Below are 17,210 nucleotides of genomic sequence, written 5' to 3' on the forward strand. Positions count from 1 at the left end.
TCACTGCATGCCGTGGGAGGGCTACGGGTGCTCCTCGACCCACACCTCTCCTTCGGGGGTGTGCTCGAGTTTCCAAATCGGCGTAATTTGCTTCAGTTCGTCGATGGCCCACTTACAGGCCTGAAAGGCCTCCGCTCGATGTTCGGCGCCGGCAATGATCAATACAATGTTGTCGCCGATGCCGATCTCGCCGTACCGGTGCAGGATCAGCAATTCGATCACGCCGAAGTCTTTCAGCGCGCGCTCGCGGATCTCCCGCAGTTTTTTCTGCGCCATCCCCTCGTAATGTTCGAAGGTGATGCCGTCGACATCCTTGCCCTTGGACCGGTCCCGGGCCGTTCCGAGGAAGATGGCAATGCCGCCGATGCGCTTAGACCGCGCGCGCACGCGACGGAGTTCCTCGTCGATCGAGAAATCCTCTCGCTGCACCCGGACCAACATGGCTTCATCGTCGGTGGCGGGCTGGTCGGCTTTGGTGACCTGTTCAAGACTCATGAGATGCTCCTATCAATGACCGCCGCCGCCGGCGAAGGGCGGCAACAAGGCGATCTCATCACCGTCCTGCACTTCAAGGTCTTCGTGCGCGATATCCTGATTGATCGACACGAGCACCTTCTTTTTCTGCAGCAATTCGCCGATCTTCGGGTAGGCCGCGTCGATGACCGCCACCAGGTCCTTCACCCGCCTGCCTTCGGGCAGCGCCAGAGAAAGTGTACCCTGATTGCCGGCCAACATTTTCGTCATGCCGAAGAGCCGCACCGTCACCATCTTACCGCTCCATCATCGCAGGCAACGGACCAACTCTGCTCACACGGGAACCGGGCGCTGATAGGTGCCGGATTTCCCGCCCGATTTCGTCAACAGGCAGATGTCGCCGAAGCTCATGCCCCGGTCCACCGCCTTGCACATGTCATAAATCGTTAACGCGGCGACCGAGGCCGCCGTCATCGCTTCCATCTCCACGCCGGTCGGGCCAGTCGTCTTGGCCGTCGCGGTAATAATAATGGAGCAGCACCCCTGATGGTCCGGCTGGGTGATCTCGTGAAAGGAGATGTCCACGCTGGTCAGCAAAATGGGATGGCACATGGGAATCAAATCCGGAGTCTTCTTGGCCCCCATGACACCCGCCACCTGGGCGACAGAGAGCACATCGCCCTTGGCGATCTTGCCCTGCTGAATTTTTTCAAGGGTTTCCGGTTGAAGAAAGACGATGGCTTGTGCGGTCGCAAGCCGCTCCGTGGAAGCCTTCGCTCCAACATCGACCATCCGCGCCCGCCCCGACTCGTTGAAATGGGTAAACTCGGCCATTCTCTGTGCCAAATCAGTTGGTTGTCGTTCGAAAACCGCCGAATTATAGGAGCCGGTCAAAATGGGAGTCAAGCCACACGCCCAAGCCACACCCGGCAACCATCGACTCACGATCAGTCATCCGCCAACGACACGGCTCCGGTGCAAATGCCGTCCAAGATCGAGTAGAGTGGGACGACACAGATACCTGGATTGAGGGAGCGCACAACGCATGTCGACATCGAGACGACCGGAACTGGAAAAGGATAATCCCACCGCCCCACAGATCTATGTCGGGCCGAGACGGAAACGGGCCCTGGCGCGTATGGCCGCCGCCGTCCCTGCACAGGCCTCGACTGGAATTGAAGCGGCACTGGAGGCGTTGGTGGATGCAGCAGAACAGTTTGCGCACAGCCTGCCTCCGACGCAGGAGACGGACCGCGAACGGCATGCCTTAATGGAGGCCATCTCACAGGCGCAGACGTTTCTATCGCTCGACAGCACGCCGAGTGATCCGGCGCGACCTGCCGCGAAGCCGCGATAGACCGGGTGCTCCAGAAAGACCACGGGGGCAGCCACTCATGTGACTGCCCCCGCATTCCTTGATCTCAGGCCCGCCCCGCGCGCAGCTTGTTAGGCCGCCTGCTGAATCGCGGACAGCAGCCACGTTCCCTTCCCGAACCGCATGAAGGTCCAGACCTCGGTCGTTTTGACCGACCGCTCGGCATCCCCCTCCACGACGTAACCGGCCTCGCCCGGTTGCTTCGTCAGGGAGACAGAGTAGTCACGGGCAGTCCACGATAGGCTGACGGTGGCGTAGCGCGTCGCCCCTTCATTCCAGGACTCCAGCACTTCCGCCCGTCCCAACTCCACATCTTCCACACGATTGGCCACACCCTCGCTGGCCTGTTCGGCCAGTCCGGTGCTGAAATACTCCAGCATTTCCGGCGTCACCAGTCGGCGCAGGCCCGACAGGTCCTGACGACTCCAGGCGGATTGAATATCGGTCAGCGCCTGCTGAAAGGCCGCCTTGTCCGACGACGTGATCTCCTCGTCTTCCACGGCCGCCGTCCCGAATCCTGCGCGCGACGACTCAGCCAGGAGCGAGCCGCTCGCGGCACTGGTTCGAGCCAGCCCGGAAAAATTCGGCGCCGGCGTGCGCCGCGACCGCATATACCACCAGAGCGCGCCGCCACCCATCAGCATCAGCAGCAACAACATGCCGTTGGAACCGCCTCCGGCGGCAGCCTGTTCACCTTCAGCCCCTTCAGTTGTGCGCGCACTCGTGTCGGTCGCCCCAAAAATCATGTGCCCCAGCCAGGTACCCGCGAGACCACCGGCGATCCCGGCGAGCAACGGATTGCGTTGAATCCAGGACGGCTGCGCCGCAGGCGCGGGTCTCGACGTGCTCGAAGCACTCCCGACCGCGGAAGGTGGAGGAGTAGCGGAAGGCCGCGCCGTCGTCGATTGCTCGATCGGCTTGGCCCCGTTGTCCTGATAGGTCCGCGATCCGCGGCTGCCCATGCTGCCCGACGAACTGCCGCCGCGCGATCCGCTGGAGAACCCACCCCCCGATCCACCACGCGCCTTCGCAAAGGACAAGGTCGGCACACCGACCAGGGCACACACCAGACAGGCGGCCATAAGCTTCGTTGTATTCACGCTATGCATCCTTTCTCCTCACGATCGAGTCACTCGACACGTGTCACCATCGTACCAGAAATGGCCCACCACTTCTGAATCACCGGCCGCCCCGATACGACGAGCACAGGACGGCTTGCGTCATGTACACTAGCCTGACAGCATGGGACACAGTCAAGGGCATCCGAGCCTGACACGAACTTCGGAGAGAAAGGCATCGCCGTGAAACAAGGCTATCGCTTGATCGTCGTTGATAAGGATGGAGTACTGGTGTCGGAATTTCAGCTGACCGAACAGGCACTCGCCGCCCCGGACGCGTTCGTGGCGGCGCTCAAGGACTCAATCGAGGCCATTGAAGAAGCGGAGCCGTGAGGGATGGGAGCTATCGTCGAAGAGCTCTGAAATCTCAATTGGCAAAGGACGACCTTATGGTCAAATTGATTCTCCAGCTACTTTGTGGTTGCTTTTCCCGTGTAGCGGTATGACTTGCCGCTTCTTGCATAGTCGATTACAGTGCTCTTCGATCGTACGATCCGATAGCATCGGGAGGTATCGATGAGCACCATTACCGTGACATTGCCGGACGACCTGCTCAAGAACAGCGCACGCTATGCCCGGTCGCTTCGCCTATCGAGGGCGGCCTACATCCGGCAATCCCTGGAACGCATGAACTGTGAAACTGAACGGCACTTGCGAGCGGATCGTCTCACCCAAGCCTCGCGCAAGGTGCGCGGCGAAAGCCTGCGTGTCAATGCGGAGTTCGACGCCATAGAAACCGACCCGCATGCGTAAGCGGGGCGCGATATGGCTCGCCGACCTGAATCCCCGACGTGGGACGGAGCCCGGAAAGACCAGGTCCGTGCTCATCGTCCAAGCTCAAGCGTTGATTGACGCCGGGCACCCTTCCACGCTGATTATTCCTCTCACCACTCAACTCATCGATGACGCGGAGCCGCTTCGACTCCGCGTCCAAGCCCAAGGCAAACTGCGGAAAGATTCGGATCTGCTCTTGGACCAGCTCCGAGCCATCGACAACCAGCGATTGATCGAAGGCCCGCTGACCCGCCTCACGGCCGCTCAACTTCGTACCGTCGCCCGCGCCATTGAGGAAGTGTTGGAACTGCACTGAGGGGATGCTCACGTTCCGCCATCAATCGTCCTCTTCACTTCACGTCGCCATCGACAGGCATGAAGTGATTGCGGCCGGCACAGTACCATCAACGCCTGCATGGATCAGGCAGTCTGTTATGATGACCGGCACTGTCCGAATCAGGGAGGGCCGCATGGACTATCCGATCGTCATCGAACCAGATCCCGAGGCAGGAGGATATGTCGTGTCCTGTTCAACCTTAAAAGGATGTGTCTCACAAGGCGAGACCGAAGCGGAGGCCTTGGAGAATATCAAGGATGCGATCAGCACCTACCTCGCAAGCATCGAAGATCTAACACTCCTCAAGAAATTGAGATCCCCTCTGTAGAAGCCCCTCGCTGGCCTTCGGCCGGTTTGGTTGACACCAACCTACGCTGGTCCGGCCGCCTTTAGAACTCCTTGGGTGCAGCATAAGACCATGTGCACGCTACTTATCACTAGCGAGGCTGGATGCGACCTCGCTAAGCCATTCCGGAGTAAGCGTTTCGCCTCCCAAAATCCGAGAATGCGGTTCTAAGATCATCAGCCAATGTCTCCGGATCATCCCCACTCGCGCGGGGAACACATCGCCTCAGCCTCAGTAATCGGCTCGTTGAGCGGTTCATCCCCACTCGCGCGGGGAACACGTGATCCACTCAGGCGAAACGATTTGCAGGTCCGGTTCATCCCCACTCGCGCGGGGAACACGCGATCGCGACGACTGGCGCGAACACGGTCAACGGTTCATCCCCACTCGCGCGGGGAACACAAGGGCAATATTCTCGGGAATCGCAATATCACCGGTTCATCCCCACTCGCGCGGGGAACACGCCATGAATCCCAAGCACCGCCAGATCGTCGACGGTTCATCCCCACTCGCGCGGGGAACACGGGGATCTAGTCGGCGTGACACATGACGTCACCGGTTCATCCCCACTCGCGCGGGGAACACGGCATACAGTTCATTGATAATGTATGACGAATCGGTTCATCCCCACTCGCGCGGGGAACACTCCAACCGCTCGCGCTGCAGGTCGAGCTGCTCCGGTTCATCCCCACTCGCGCGGGGAACACGGCAAGACCTGGCTTGAACTCGCGCATCGCCTCGGTTCATCCCCACTCGCGCGGGGAACACTTCTGTAGACGTTCTTTACACTCCGAGGTATACGGTTCATCCCCACTCGCGCGGGGAACACATGAAATGGAACGTCTACAGCGGCCCACCCCTCGGTTCATCCCCACTCGCGCGGGGAACACATCACCGAGATGGTGACGGCGCCGCTGATCGGCGGTTCATCCCCACTCGCGCGGGGAACACGCTCTCCCGTCTCGGGGTCCTGTGCCCATGAGTCGGTTCATCCCCACTCGCGCGGGGAACACCGCTCCGGCGCTGTCGCATGGGGCGGTCGGGACGGTTCATCCCCACTCGCGCGGGGAACACTCGACCAGGCTATCACACAGCTGCGGGGGGATCGGTTCATCCCCACTCGCGCGGGGAACACGCACCCATGACGATAGGCAAGAAAGAATGGCGACGGTTCATCCCCACTCGCGCGGGGAACACACCTTCACCATCGCATCGGTTCGGGTGACCTCCGGTTCATCCCCACTCGCGCGGGGAACACGCCTTCAATCCTGACCTCACCGTGTATGTACCTGGTTCATCCCCACTCGCGCGGGGAACACTTGAACACGGCGGCATGGCCGACGATTTGCGGCGGTTCATCCCCACTCGCGCGGGGAACACGCTGTGCCTCGGTTACGATTTCAGGTTGATGACGGTTCATCCCCACTCGCGCGGGGAACACGAGCGTGGCGTCATCGAGCCCGAGCAGTACCTCGGTTCATCCCCACTCGCGCGGGGAACACTGGTCGAGCAGGCACATCAGCTGGCGATTCTCCGGTTCATCCCCACTCGCGCGGGGAACACGCAACACGCCGGACGGTCCCATAATCCCGCTGGCGGTTCATCCCCACTCGCGCGGGGAACACGCGTCGCGCGGTCGGCGTATCAAGGCGGTGCGCGGTTCATCCCCACTCGCGCGGGGAACACGGGTGGCGTGGGTCGATCATAAGCCCACAGCCCGGTTCATCCCCACTCGCGCGGGGAACACTTTCCACCGGATCGTGATTCCAGAGGAGGTCCACGGTTCATCCCCACTCGCGCGGGGAACACCGAGCCAGAAGAGGGCCAGAAGCGCGTTGCAGCGGTTCATCCCCACTCGCGCGGGGAACACGCGCTGGCCGGTGCGGATGCCCTGATAGTTGTCGGTTCATCCCCACTCGCGCGGGGAACACCCAGGGTGGGCGGCTAGGTAGTTGTAGGCCGCCGGTTCATCCCCACTCGCGCGGGGAACACATCATATTTCAGCTGATCGATCAACTCACCAACGGTTCATCCCCACTCGCGCGGGGAACACATCGGCGAGCGCCGTGCGGTGGTCGTCGTGCGCGGTTCATCCCCACTCGCGCGGGGAACACGTGGACACGACTAACGGGAAAGCGGAGAACAACGGTTCATCCCCACTCGCGCGGGGAACACTTGTTCTTGACCTTCCAGTCAATGAAGGTGGGCGGTTCATCCCCACTCGCGCGGGGAACACTACTCACAGGAAGCCATTGAACTAGAACATGACGGTTCATCCCCACTCGCGCGGGGAACACTCTACCTCAAAGCCTGTGGGGAGCAGGTCGGTCGGTTCATCCCCACTCGCGCGGGGAACACGCATGAGTGAGGCGCCATGGAAAATGAAGCCGCGGTTCATCCCCACTCGCGCGGGGAACACGTTGGCTGGCCGCTTCTCGAACTGATCCATCGCGGTTCATCCCCACTCGCGCGGGGAACACGGATAAATCGATCTCCGACTCGCTCATCAAGGACGGTTCATCCCCACTCGCGCGGGGAACACCGGATCGCGCCATCACTACCCCAGCCAACCGCCGGTTCATCCCCACTCGCGCGGGGAACACGGTGGGTTGATTAAAACCGAAGTGACCGTGGCCGGTTCATCCCCACTCGCGCGGGGAACACGCGGCCATTTTTAATACGTACCGTGCGCCAACCGGTTCATCCCCACTCGCGCGGGGAACACGCGGGCTATTCCGCTGAAGCGATGGGGGAAATCGGTTCATCCCCACTCGCGCGGGGAACACTGTTTCACAAGCGTTGGCTCCAGGCTGCGATCCGGTTCATCCCCACTCGCGCGGGGAACACGTTGGCTACGAGCGTGCTGGTCACCATGGGGTCGGTTCATCCCCACTCGCGCGGGGAACACCCTAAACCAAACACCGATTGATCATCCGCATACGGTTCATCCCCACTCGCGCGGGGAACACGTGCTCCACGTAAAACGCAGCAACATGAGGGGCGGTTCATCCCCACTCGCGCGGGGAACACTAGATAAACGCCCCATCTTTGGCAAGGAAGGGCGGTTCATCCCCACTCGCGCGGGGAACACGTATCCCCCCAAAACACCTCAAAATCGTGAGACGGTTCATCCCCACTCGCGCGGGGAACACTCAGTAATCGCTCTAACAACATAGGGTCTCTCCGGTTCATCCCCACTCGCGCGGGGAACACGATGGCGCCGGAGTGCCCACTGCCATACGTGCCGGTTCATCCCCACTCGCGCGGGGAACACTCCATCACCCGGCGTGCCGAGTTCGAAGCCACCGGTTCATCCCCACTCGCGCGGGGAACACGACATTATGTTGAGGATTGTGGACGACCAGGACGGTTCATCCCCACTCGCGCGGGGAACACCGCGTCACCATTGCCAGCGACTCAACCGGTATCGGTTCATCCCCACTCGCGCGGGGAACACTTGACGGAAGATGGACGAGAAGTAGTCGATGGCGGTTCATCCCCACTCGCGCGGGGAACACGCCGGATGGCAGCATGGCGCCGGAGTGGATGCCCGGTTCATCCCCACTCGCGCGGGGAACACGATAACGGCTCACGTGGCAGTTCCACGGCGGTCGGTTCATCCCCACTCGCGCGGGGAACACTCTGCGTGGCCTAACATTCCGGGGGCCTGCAACGGTTCATCCCCACTCGCGCGGGGAACACGTCTGCTTCATCGTGGGATTCTTTTCTGGCGGCGGTTCATCCCCACTCGCGCGGGGAACACCTCGGCGACATGCTTTGCTTCCCGGCTGGCACCGGTTCATCCCCACTCGCGCGGGGAACACAGTCGGACGCACTCAGGAAAGAAAACAAACGGCGGTTCATCCCCACTCGCGCGGGGAACACGTTGTGATAGATGCCGAGATGCGTGGTGGTATCGGTTCATCCCCACTCGCGCGGGGAACACGGCGTTGCCTTCATCATTGATCCGGTAAATGCCGGTTCATCCCCACTCGCGCGGGGAACACATATAGCCAGATTGCCACCGGATCGCCTCATGCGGTTCATCCCCACTCGCGCGGGGAACACGGCGGCGTATATGAAAAGGTATAGGTCAAGGCCGGTTCATCCCCACTCGCGCGGGGAACACCAGTAGGGAAATCTCCCCACGAAGATCCAGCCCCGGTTCATCCCCACTCGCGCGGGGAACACTGTGATTTTGAAATCCAGATCCGTATCATCATCGGTTCATCCCCACTCGCGCGGGGAACACACTTCCTACAAAATATTGATGCACCAGGACAATTTCACGTCCCTAAAATCTACCGACCACATTCACAACCTGGAGATCTTACGAAGAGGGCTGCGAGGACTCCGGCGCGCTTCCACTTTCAGGCAGGAAACTAACAAGTTTTGCGCCGTCCAGCTCCACTGGAATTCGACGATTCGTGCCAAGCGTCACAAAATCAAATCCCGCTTCGTTATTGCTACGCCAGGCCATGACAGCATTGCCTTCTCCAATTCCGGCTTCGACTTGGCTCCACACATGCTCCCGCACCTTAACCGAATAGTTACCGACGTACACCCCTGCCCGGATTTCCAAGAGCCAGACTGCCAGTCGCCCGCGCAACCGCGGCGGCGCATTCTCAAGTACGATGACCAGCATCGCCGATGTTGTCCTGATTCGGAATAGCCGGAAGCACTTGCTCTTCGAACGGCGTAGGGCGAGGAATTTCTCCCGCAGCCAGCATCTCCTCAATGCCCGGGATGATGCGCTCTAACAACTTGGTTTCACGGAATCTATCTCGACAGGCCAAGCGCACCTGCTGTTCAGCATTCGGGGGATTTTTCGCCGCGATCCGGAATGCCAAGGGCACGACCGTCTCAAACTTGTAGATGTCCGCCACATCATAGACGAACGAGAGCGGTTTGCCGGTGTGAATAAACCCGATTGCTGGAGCATACCCTGCTGCCAATACCGCCGCTTCTGTGACGCCGTACAAACACGCGGTTGCGGCCGAGAGGCAACGGTTTGCGATATCGCCCTGATCCCAATCTTCGACATCATAGTTCCGAGCCTTCCATTGCACGCCGGCTTGCGCCGCCACGCGCTTGTACATCTCCCGAACACGAGCCCCCTCGATCCCTCGCAACTGCTCAACCGAGCGGCGTTGGGGTGGCTCCTCGCCAAATCGCAGCGCGTACATTTTACGCACAACTTTCAGCCGCAATTCATCGTCGAGGGCAAGCTTCGCCTGATACAGCAGACGATCTGCCCGCGCACCGCCGGGCTGGCCTGCCGAATACAGCCGCACCCCCGCCTCCCCGATCCATACCAACAATGTTCCGACGCGAGCCGCCAGCGCACAGGCGGCGTGAGAGACCCGCGTGCCCGGTTCCAGCATCAAGCACACCACCCCGCCGACGGGAATGTGTGTGCGCACTCCGTTCTTGTCGACGACGACAAACGCCCCATCCAAGACATCAAGATGGCCGTACTCGATGTAGAGCACGGACAAACGCTCTTTAATCGGGATCGGTTTCAACGGCGGCAGAATGTCAGCCATGCGACGGCTCCAATCCCATTTTCCTCATGCTATCGGCGCCACCGATAGAAGCCCAAGTCCCAATGCTTTGCCATGCCCGATACCCGTATGCAGCACCTTCACAAATGCGTCCGGATCGATCACCGTCAGCAAGCCGTCGTACAACACCGAAAAAATCCGAATCCTATTTCCATGATGTTGCATACCGCTTAGCATCCGCTCTTGCGAGACTGCCACATCGAGGCGCGGCTCTTGCTGTTCTGATCCAACAAACGAGGGAAGCTGAGGAAGCACAAATCCGTGTGCCTGCCCTTTTCGCTGAATCCACTGCTCCTGTTCGACGAGTTGGAGCAAGCCTAGCCGCTTCCCATTGCGACTCACACAGGGGTTGGCTCTGAGCCGAAACCGATACCGCTGGCCAGGTCTGAGCGCATCAAGCTTCAATCGGTTCTGCAGATCAATAGGAGCATCCGCCTGTGCAAGCCATCCCCTCACGCCAATGCCATCCCAGTCTGGGGCCGTGCGGCTTTGCACAAGCAACCGTGGATACCCGTCCGACCCAACTTCCGGCTCAAGTCGCCACAACACTTCGCCTTCAGGACATTTGTGCTCTGGCCGGCTAAACGCGCGGCAGAGCGTGGAATGCAGTTGATACGGATCGGCCAAGTCGCGGCGGGCTTCACGGCAACGTGGGTCTAGATAGATTCTATGGAGAAACATGGGCCACCCCCCTGAGGAAAGGGAATCCACTCCGAGCGGACAAACCGCGCGCCAAAGCGCCGCTCGGCAAACGAGGACAATGGTTGATCCATTCGAAGCACGCCCGAACCATCCTCTGACTCCAGAGACATCAGAAGCTGCTCAGGTAGCGCTTCCCATTTCCGGCGTGTGGCAATCCAGGGATACCGAGCCAATGCTTCGCGCAACGGCATATCCTGCATTGCGTCCGCCATCCAAATAGCTTCGGATGGCACATAGGATTTCCGGCCAAGAGCCAGAGGCCAGACAGGATTACGCAGCGCAGCATGGAGGCTTCCCAGCAACGCAACGTTCTCAGCTCCCACTCCGACTAAAAAAGCTGCGTCCGCCAGATAGTCTCGTGTCGTTACAGCCGTTTCATGAATCTTAGACCTGTCAGCTGAAATGATGTGCTGGGCAGTCTGGTAATCCCGCTTTGGCATGCCCGGCCTATCATGGCGAACACCCAAGGTCAAATGCGTGAGAGGCTCCAGATCAATCCAATTCTCACGATCGATCCCCAATGCAGCGGCCAGTAGACCAACGACACCGGACTTGCTGGGCTCCTTCCCCGTATCGCGTTGGTCAAAACGACTGGTTGTACCCCATGACTGCATGGGACCGACAAGCCGTAGCAACAGAGTGGGCATGAGTTACTCCTTCACGGCAGCGAGACTTTTCTCCAGTAATTCCTTCAAGCTGTTCACCGAGATCCCAAAGCCATCGAGTTTGGTCTCCGTGAGATTCAACACGAAGGTTTGTCCTGCGTTTCCATAGGCTGCGCGTAGCTTCTTTGCTTTGTCGACCAGCTTCTCTGCGGACACCTGGGTAAGCGATTCCTCCTTGCGGACGCGAAGAGCCGTTTCAAAGGCGTTAGCAAGGTTTGACGGCGCAGTATTACGACGAACGGACACCGCCACGAATTCTGGTTGGTTGTGTGCCGCAAAGGTATTCTGTTTGCCGGTCGGTTCGGCAACAACGAAGCCTTCCAGAAATGCCCTCAACCCTTTCTCCGCAAGGTCGGTATCCTCCTGAAGATTCTTCACCAGCCCGTCCCAATCTACTACGGCATACCGATAGAAACAGGCTGAATTGAACTCCACCGTGCCCATCATATCTGCGCCAGCCGTGTCTTCAGGCTTCAAATCGTCCACAGCCGTATAGAAGTCGAACTCCCGCTCAACTGCATGGGTCGAAATCGCATGGGCCACCTGGCAAGCCGCGTGCTGATTCTTCTCCGGCATGTCGGCAAGCATGCGCCCGAAAAGGGCGACATCGACGGCCTTGCCGCCGTTAAATACTTTGTCGAGCGCCTTTTTCAGTTCAGGATCAGCGCCTTGAGCAGCCTGCTTCTTAGCTTTTCCGGCCTTCTTTCCCGCTACAGGAGAGGCATTGTTTGGGCTAATGGACTGCCATTTCTCATGGATGATATCGGCAACGCTGGCGATTTCTCGCTCTCCTAAAAACACTAGATACTCGCTTTTCCCATCCTCCTTAATGGAAAGCTCCACTGCGGCAAGGGCCTGACGCGTTTTCTCGTCAGCCTCAGCTTCACTGTGCCCTTTCGCGACAAGATATTCGGTTATTCGCTCAAGGATACGTTTAGTACGACGAGCCAAATCATCTGAGGCCAGCCCCCCATTCTCCACCAATCCCTTGAAGTGTTGGCGCACCGCCCGCTTGAGACACTGGCTGGAGACGCGCGCACGGCGACTACCACCAAACCAGGCGTCTTTGGGAGCGCCGGTATCGTCGCGGTTGAGATTCGATGGGGCAAAGTTTTGCAAGGCGTGAATTTCGATCAAGGTCTTCATGCTGGCTGCTCCTCCTCGGTAACGGATTCTGCTTCTGTTTCTGTGTCGTCTTGCAGATTTCTGTAGAAATCTCGAGCCCAGCCGTTCTGGGTTCGTTTTTGACCATCGTTCCAATAAACAAGACCTGTCAGCAGCGCCTCAAAATCGATGGAGTAATCTTTGAGTAGCGTAATTACCTGTCGAAGACGGTGGGGCAACTCATCACTGCTCGAATCGAGCAATGTGATGAACCGGCGCTCTGTGCTGGTGGAATCACTTGCCGCTTGGTGAGCGGCACAGGCCTTTCCAATAGTCGTCGGAACTTCTGCATGTCCTTCCCGCCAATGTGCAGCCCAAAGGCCGGCAACCAAATAGTGCATCTCCCGCTTCCATTCATCGCTCTCATTCCGCACAAAGGGTTCGACATAGGGATACGCGGGTGGAAACGCTCCCGGATCAAACGCAAGGCTACGCCGTAATACGGCTCTCACCTTGGTATCTTTCTGATTGAGGCCTTCCAGCCATTCAATAAATCTCCTCATGCTTCCTCCATCGCCGGTGTAAGTTTGAGGATTTCCTCATCGAGTTCTCGTAGCTTGGCTCGTATCGGCCATTCGGCCTTTACCAGCGCCCGGATAGCCCAGGCATCGCCCATTGAAACCGAATTGCGATGCTGTTCCCATGCCTGTTTAAGGACAGCCCGGACTGAGATGAGCCACTGGCAACGGATGTCCCCGGAGTCTCGCTCCCGAGTGTATTCGCGTAGGATCTCGTGAAAATTCGATTCAAGAGTGGACCAGTACCAGGAATTTGCTGTGATCTGCGTTACGAATTTCTTGACGTCGTTCTTGTCTGGTTCTCGCTCCCCTCGACCTAGAATATGTCGCGCGTAGGATCGAGAGGCTAACCAGAGAGATCTTTGTGCATCTTCTGCTTCATGAAGGAGCTGCTTGATTTCCGTTCGGATGAATCGGTCTCCACCTAACGCTTCAGGTAATACAAACCGCTCCATGCGCCAGTACTCGATCTTTGCCTTGTTGTTCGCCTGGCCGAGAACCATCATGGATCGCGGGAAACGTTTCGGGTTGAGTCGAGTTATCGCAATAGCATGTTCTATAACTAGCGGACCTAGATGCGACGAGTCAGGCAGCAACGAATCAAAATCCCGCCATAGACCCCGGTCTCGAAATTGGATTGGCAACTTTCCATTCTTGTCATCAATCCTGTAAGCCAGCATAGGATCTATCTGGCCCTTAGAAGAATCTCCAACCCCAGAGGCAAAACCAAGCTGATCGACCCTACCCGAATCATTCTTCATCAAGACAATAGCTCGAGTTCGCCAGGTATACCGGTCGGCAAAACCATTTGCAGGGCGCTTTACTCCATCCTTCAACGTCTTCACTGATTCAGGCTCTCTCTCCCACAAAGGAAGATCCATAGCGGCAACTTCTCGGTTCTCGGGGATGAGAGAAAACAGAAGGGTATCCTCAAGATCATTTCCGAGCGGTAGAACTATTGCAGCCGTAGCTGAAGGTGCTGTGCCAGTATGTGAAAGTTCACTTTTTCCACAACTTACAGAAAAAGTTTGGGTGGCCAGAATCCAGCGTGCAGCCGCAGCTTCTGAAATGGCGCCAGGTGCCCCTACATCCACATGATCGAACAACACCTTGGCATTGTCGGCATTATGCTCGGCCGCAAGCACTGTCCAGGATCTCCATATGTTCGGCTCAAAGGTTGGAACCTGCCCAAAGGGACGTGTCTCATCAAACAGCCAGAATCGATCCCGCCACTTGGCCAGGTAGGCTGTGACCTTGTCGCTCGGCAAGCCGCTCTTAAATAAATCTTTAGCTTGGTCGATGTCCGTTGGTCCCTCCAGCGCCCGATACAGCACCGCGAGCAGAAATCGATGCAACGCTGCTACTACCAACGGCGACGGGTCTTCGATCGCGGCAATGTCCTTGGCCCGCAGCAGGACATCTTGAATGCCCAGTTCGCCTCGGCTCCCACTAAGGAATCGAACCGGAATCCACTTTTCGTCAATGAGGTTGAAGCGGCTCATTCTGTCTCCTTTGGTTCGTATACGATCCCTAAATCGTCATCGAGTCGCACGGTCGCGTCTTCCTCCCAACGCCCATCAGCGTGCAAGAACAGCGGGAAGCAACTGCGCAAGAGCGGTGATTCCTTCCAACCTTCTGGCACTCCCATTTTTTTGAGTCTCTGGACCACAGCCATTCTCGTAAGATTCACACCCCGCAAGAACCATTCTTTGGATTGCGCGAAATCCGGTGTGGTCTTAGACTCAAAGCCGTCATCAGCCAACAAAGGAATCGCGATAATCGAATCCTCGCCAAGTCTTGTCTGCGCCATGAGGGCTCGATGAATGCCTGGCTCATCTTCATCGTAGAGCACGAACCTCGCCGGATCATTCCACGAAGCATCATCGGGCAAACCAATGATGGCCTGATTTGCCTGTCCCGTGCGTGCAATAGTCTTTCCATCACTGCCCATCAAGGCTTTATCCAATCTCTCCTTCAGCGACTCAGGCACATCCACCTTCTCTTCATACACGGATTCCACGAGCACATCGATTTCATCCGGAAGCGTGAGGTGCTGTTTCCCCCGTAACAGACTCCATGTACGCAACAGGATGTCCTCATGATAGACAGAACCCCACCAGAGAGGTTTCCCGAAGGAAGGTGGTTCGTCGCTTAGTAACCCAGCTACCAGAAGCATCGGCTCGGAAACAGACCTGGTTGTCCTCGCATGCCTCCACAAACGCCCCGCACGTTGAAGGACGAGGTCGATAGGCGCCAAGTCGGTTACAATCATATCGAAATCTAAATCAAGGCTCTGCTCTGCTACTTGAGTGGCAATAAGGATCTTCCTACCACTCCGTGCCCCCAGCCTCCCGAACGACTTCAAGGCCTGCTCTTCCCGCTGTTGCCGCCTGTCTGCTGGGAAACGAGCATGGAACAGGAATACTTCCGTTCCGTCTGACAGACGCTTGCCGACTCGGTGCCCCTCGCGCATCAACGGCTCACCAGCGGGAAACAGCCGGTATACGTCTTGGGCCCGCTGCACCGTATTCAACAACGCCAGCCCCATTCCGCCCTGAGTGAGATGCGACTCTAGTGCAACACGGATATCGGATAGATCTGGAGCGATGGCTTGCAAGCGCACTGTCTGGCGGCGCGCCGGATCAGCCTGAAAATGCTTCTGGAATACTGACTCACCTTGCTGGAAGACGGTGAGCCGAGGGTATGACACCTCTTGGGCAGACATTGTCTTACTTACAACCGAGGCCAACTTTCGACGAATCGAGGGTGGAAGAGTGGCTGAGAGTAAGACCACTGAGGAGCCGAGCGCCAGGAGCCAGCGGAGCAGGTGAATTAAGAGAGTGCCAGTATAGGCATCATAGGCATGGATTTCATCGAAGACAACCACGCGATTCGCAAGACCCCAGAGACGGACGAAGTTGTGTCGCACCGGCAGAATAGGCAACAGCACCTGGTCTACCGTTCCCACTCCATATTCAGAAAGTAGCGCCCGCTTTTTATTCGTGAACCATTCTCCAGCCCGTACCTGCCCCTCTTTCTCATCCCAGATGCCGGACACTTTCAACTTCTGAAATGTATCGTTAAGTAATGCGCCACCATGTACTAATTGCAGATCGAGCCTTCGATTGACTCCTTGGTCACGCAGAAACTTGAGAGTTCGGGTGAACATCGCATTGCCCGTAGCTTTGGTCGGTAAGGCGACATAGAGACCGCGATGCCCAAACTTCCTCTGTAACTCTAGATGGGCAAAGAACGCTGCCTCCGTCTTGCCCTCGCCCATGGGTGCTTCCAGCAATAAAATGGCCGGGGCTGTCAGATCCGCGAGTGCTTCGGCAACCGCCTGCTGTAACGGGCGAGGGGAAAAACCAAATACCTCCCGAAAGGGCTTTGACTCTTTACCAAGTGGCGTTCTTGATCCCCATCCGATTGCATTCAGAGCGTGCTCAGCACAAACGCTTCGAGATTCGAACCACGCGTTCAAATCGCCGCAGTCATGAGGAGTTCCGAAGGCAAACCACTCCTCGTTCGACCCAATCCAATCGGCAAAACTTGTAAGCCCAGACAACAGCATGAAGTCAGGGCCGGACAGATTGCCTTTTGTGGGAGCAATTGTCGGTTTAAGGACCTCTCTAAGGCTTTCAATTAATCCCCGACGCACATCACTCCACTCAGGTTTTCCGATAGCCCGCCTGTTGCCCGTCAAGTCATTGAGCATGCTTGGAGAAGCTCGCTCTCCATGGTGACACCCCACTGCATCAGCGACTAAGTCAGACAAGTCATATGGCCAGTGTTGCTGCTGAAGCCATTCAGCCAAGGCGATTTGACTGACAAAGGCATGATTGATGTCGGTATTCGGGCTTCTTCCTGAATCCAGCCCGGACAGATTCTTCCACTTGCATTGGAACCCAGGACAACCCTTTCCCAAGTCATGACAGGCTATGAGGAGCAATAACCACGGCCTGGCTTCCTCCCACTCCAGCCCTAATATTGCGCCCATCCTCCTACGAGTCGAATCGGGCTCACGAAGCAGAATGGCCTCTGCACTTGCAGCAACATCCAGCATGTGGAGAATAAGCGGATGCCATCGTTCGTCCTGATCGCGAGACGTTTTGGCCCAAAGATTTCGCAGAACGTTGTTCATCACCGACAACATCCTGTATTCATCTGAAAAGG

Annotated in this window: 17 protein-coding genes and 1 CRISPR repeat array; of the genes, 5 read left to right on the forward strand and 12 right to left on the reverse strand. The window is 57.9% G+C overall.

Annotated features, from left to right (window positions below):
* Positions 1 to 21: 21 nt before the first annotated feature.
* From KJA79_RS19545 to moaC, 3 genes are read right to left on the reverse strand one after another with little or no spacing between them, the layout of a single operon-like run.
* A complete protein-coding gene (locus KJA79_RS19545; RefSeq protein WP_213043772.1) occupies positions 22 to 495 on the reverse strand; it encodes a molybdenum cofactor biosynthesis protein MoaE in 474 nt (157 codons plus the stop codon).
* 12 nt (positions 496 to 507) lie between these two features.
* On the reverse strand, positions 508 to 768 hold the full coding sequence (locus tag KJA79_RS19550; protein WP_213043773.1) for a MoaD/ThiS family protein: 261 nt from the start codon (positions 766 to 768) through the stop codon (positions 508 to 510).
* A gap of 39 nt (positions 769 to 807) precedes the next feature.
* A complete protein-coding gene (gene moaC, locus KJA79_RS19555; protein WP_213043774.1) occupies positions 808 to 1,308 on the reverse strand; it encodes a cyclic pyranopterin monophosphate synthase MoaC in 501 nt (166 codons plus the stop codon).
* Positions 1,309 to 1,519: 211 nt separating this feature from the next.
* On the opposite strand from moaC, the gene KJA79_RS19560 reads away from it, so the two are divergent.
* Positions 1,520 to 1,831, forward strand: a complete 312-nt coding sequence (locus tag KJA79_RS19560; protein ID WP_213043775.1) for a hypothetical protein — start codon at positions 1,520 to 1,522, stop codon at positions 1,829 to 1,831.
* An 89-nt stretch (positions 1,832 to 1,920) separates the two neighbouring features.
* Here the strand turns inward: KJA79_RS19560 and KJA79_RS19565 are convergent, their stop codons facing one another.
* Positions 1,921 to 2,949: a Tim44 domain-containing protein gene (locus tag KJA79_RS19565; protein ID WP_213043776.1), complete on the reverse strand. Its 1,029-nt coding sequence runs from the start codon at positions 2,947 to 2,949 to the stop codon at positions 1,921 to 1,923.
* A gap of 201 nt (positions 2,950 to 3,150) precedes the next feature.
* On the opposite strand from KJA79_RS19565, the gene KJA79_RS19570 reads away from it, so the two are divergent.
* The 4 genes from KJA79_RS19570 to KJA79_RS19585 all read left to right on the forward strand — a co-directional run bounded on the left by KJA79_RS19570 (position 3,151) and on the right by KJA79_RS19585 (position 4,406).
* The gene (locus KJA79_RS19570; RefSeq protein ID WP_213043777.1) at positions 3,151 to 3,300 is read left to right on the forward strand and encodes a hypothetical protein; all 150 of its coding nucleotides are present in this window, start codon (positions 3,151 to 3,153) and stop codon (positions 3,298 to 3,300) included.
* A 183-nt stretch (positions 3,301 to 3,483) separates the two neighbouring features.
* A complete protein-coding gene (locus KJA79_RS19575) occupies positions 3,484 to 3,720 on the forward strand; it encodes a hypothetical protein (protein ID WP_213043778.1) in 237 nt (78 codons plus the stop codon).
* A complete protein-coding gene (locus tag KJA79_RS19580; protein WP_213043779.1) occupies positions 3,713 to 4,057 on the forward strand; it encodes a type II toxin-antitoxin system PemK/MazF family toxin in 345 nt (114 codons plus the stop codon). The genes KJA79_RS19575 and KJA79_RS19580 overlap by 8 nt, the downstream gene beginning before the upstream one ends.
* Before the next feature lie 154 nt (positions 4,058 to 4,211).
* Positions 4,212 to 4,406, forward strand: a complete 195-nt coding sequence (locus KJA79_RS19585) for a type II toxin-antitoxin system HicB family antitoxin (protein WP_213043780.1) — start codon at positions 4,212 to 4,214, stop codon at positions 4,404 to 4,406.
* A gap of 208 nt (positions 4,407 to 4,614) precedes the next feature.
* Positions 4,615 to 8,676: a CRISPR direct-repeat array (repeat unit 29 nt; unit sequence CGGTTCATCCCCACTCGCGCGGGGAACAC).
* 78 nt (positions 8,677 to 8,754) lie between these two features.
* On the opposite strand, the gene cas2e is transcribed toward KJA79_RS19585, so the two are convergent.
* Genes cas2e through cas3 form a run of 8 tightly spaced genes read right to left on the reverse strand, consistent with a single transcriptional unit; the run spans position 8,755 to position 17,178 of the window.
* Positions 8,755 to 9,069: a type I-E CRISPR-associated endoribonuclease Cas2e gene (gene cas2e / locus KJA79_RS19590; protein ID WP_213043781.1), complete on the reverse strand. Its 315-nt coding sequence runs from the start codon at positions 9,067 to 9,069 to the stop codon at positions 8,755 to 8,757.
* Positions 9,050 to 9,970 carry a type I-E CRISPR-associated endonuclease Cas1e gene (cas1e, locus tag KJA79_RS19595; protein ID WP_213043782.1) on the reverse strand — a complete coding sequence of 307 codons (921 nt, stop codon included), beginning with the start codon at positions 9,968 to 9,970 and terminating at the stop codon, positions 9,050 to 9,052. The genes cas2e and cas1e overlap by 20 nt, the downstream gene beginning before the upstream one ends.
* Positions 9,971 to 9,994: 24 nt before the next feature.
* Positions 9,995 to 10,669 carry a type I-E CRISPR-associated protein Cas6/Cse3/CasE gene (gene cas6e / locus KJA79_RS19600; protein WP_213043783.1) on the reverse strand — a complete coding sequence of 225 codons (675 nt, stop codon included), beginning with the start codon at positions 10,667 to 10,669 and terminating at the stop codon, positions 9,995 to 9,997.
* Positions 10,645 to 11,337: a type I-E CRISPR-associated protein Cas5/CasD gene (gene cas5e, locus KJA79_RS19605; RefSeq protein ID WP_213043784.1), complete on the reverse strand. Its 693-nt coding sequence runs from the start codon at positions 11,335 to 11,337 to the stop codon at positions 10,645 to 10,647. Before cas5e ends, cas6e begins: the two co-directional genes overlap by 25 nt.
* A 3-nt stretch (positions 11,338 to 11,340) precedes the next feature.
* Positions 11,341 to 12,501, reverse strand: a complete 1,161-nt coding sequence (gene cas7e, locus KJA79_RS19610; protein ID WP_213043785.1) for a type I-E CRISPR-associated protein Cas7/Cse4/CasC — start codon at positions 12,499 to 12,501, stop codon at positions 11,341 to 11,343.
* Positions 12,498 to 13,022 (reverse strand): type I-E CRISPR-associated protein Cse2/CasB, encoded by a 525-nt coding sequence (gene casB / locus KJA79_RS19615; RefSeq protein ID WP_213043786.1) that lies wholly within the window; start codon positions 13,020 to 13,022, stop codon positions 12,498 to 12,500. Before casB ends, cas7e begins: the two co-directional genes overlap by 4 nt.
* Positions 13,019 to 14,539, reverse strand: coding sequence for a type I-E CRISPR-associated protein Cse1/CasA (casA, locus tag KJA79_RS19620; protein WP_213043787.1), 1,521 nt, complete (start codon positions 14,537 to 14,539; stop codon positions 13,019 to 13,021). Before casA ends, casB begins: the two co-directional genes overlap by 4 nt.
* On the reverse strand, positions 14,536 to 17,178 hold the full coding sequence (cas3, locus tag KJA79_RS19625) for a CRISPR-associated helicase Cas3' (protein WP_213043788.1): 2,643 nt from the start codon (positions 17,176 to 17,178) through the stop codon (positions 14,536 to 14,538). Before cas3 ends, casA begins: the two co-directional genes overlap by 4 nt.
* Positions 17,179 to 17,210 lie beyond the last annotated feature (32 nt).

This window comes from Nitrospira defluvii (genome assembly GCF_905220995.1).
Classification (GTDB): Bacteria; Nitrospirota; Nitrospiria; order Nitrospirales; family Nitrospiraceae; genus Nitrospira_A; species Nitrospira_A defluvii_C.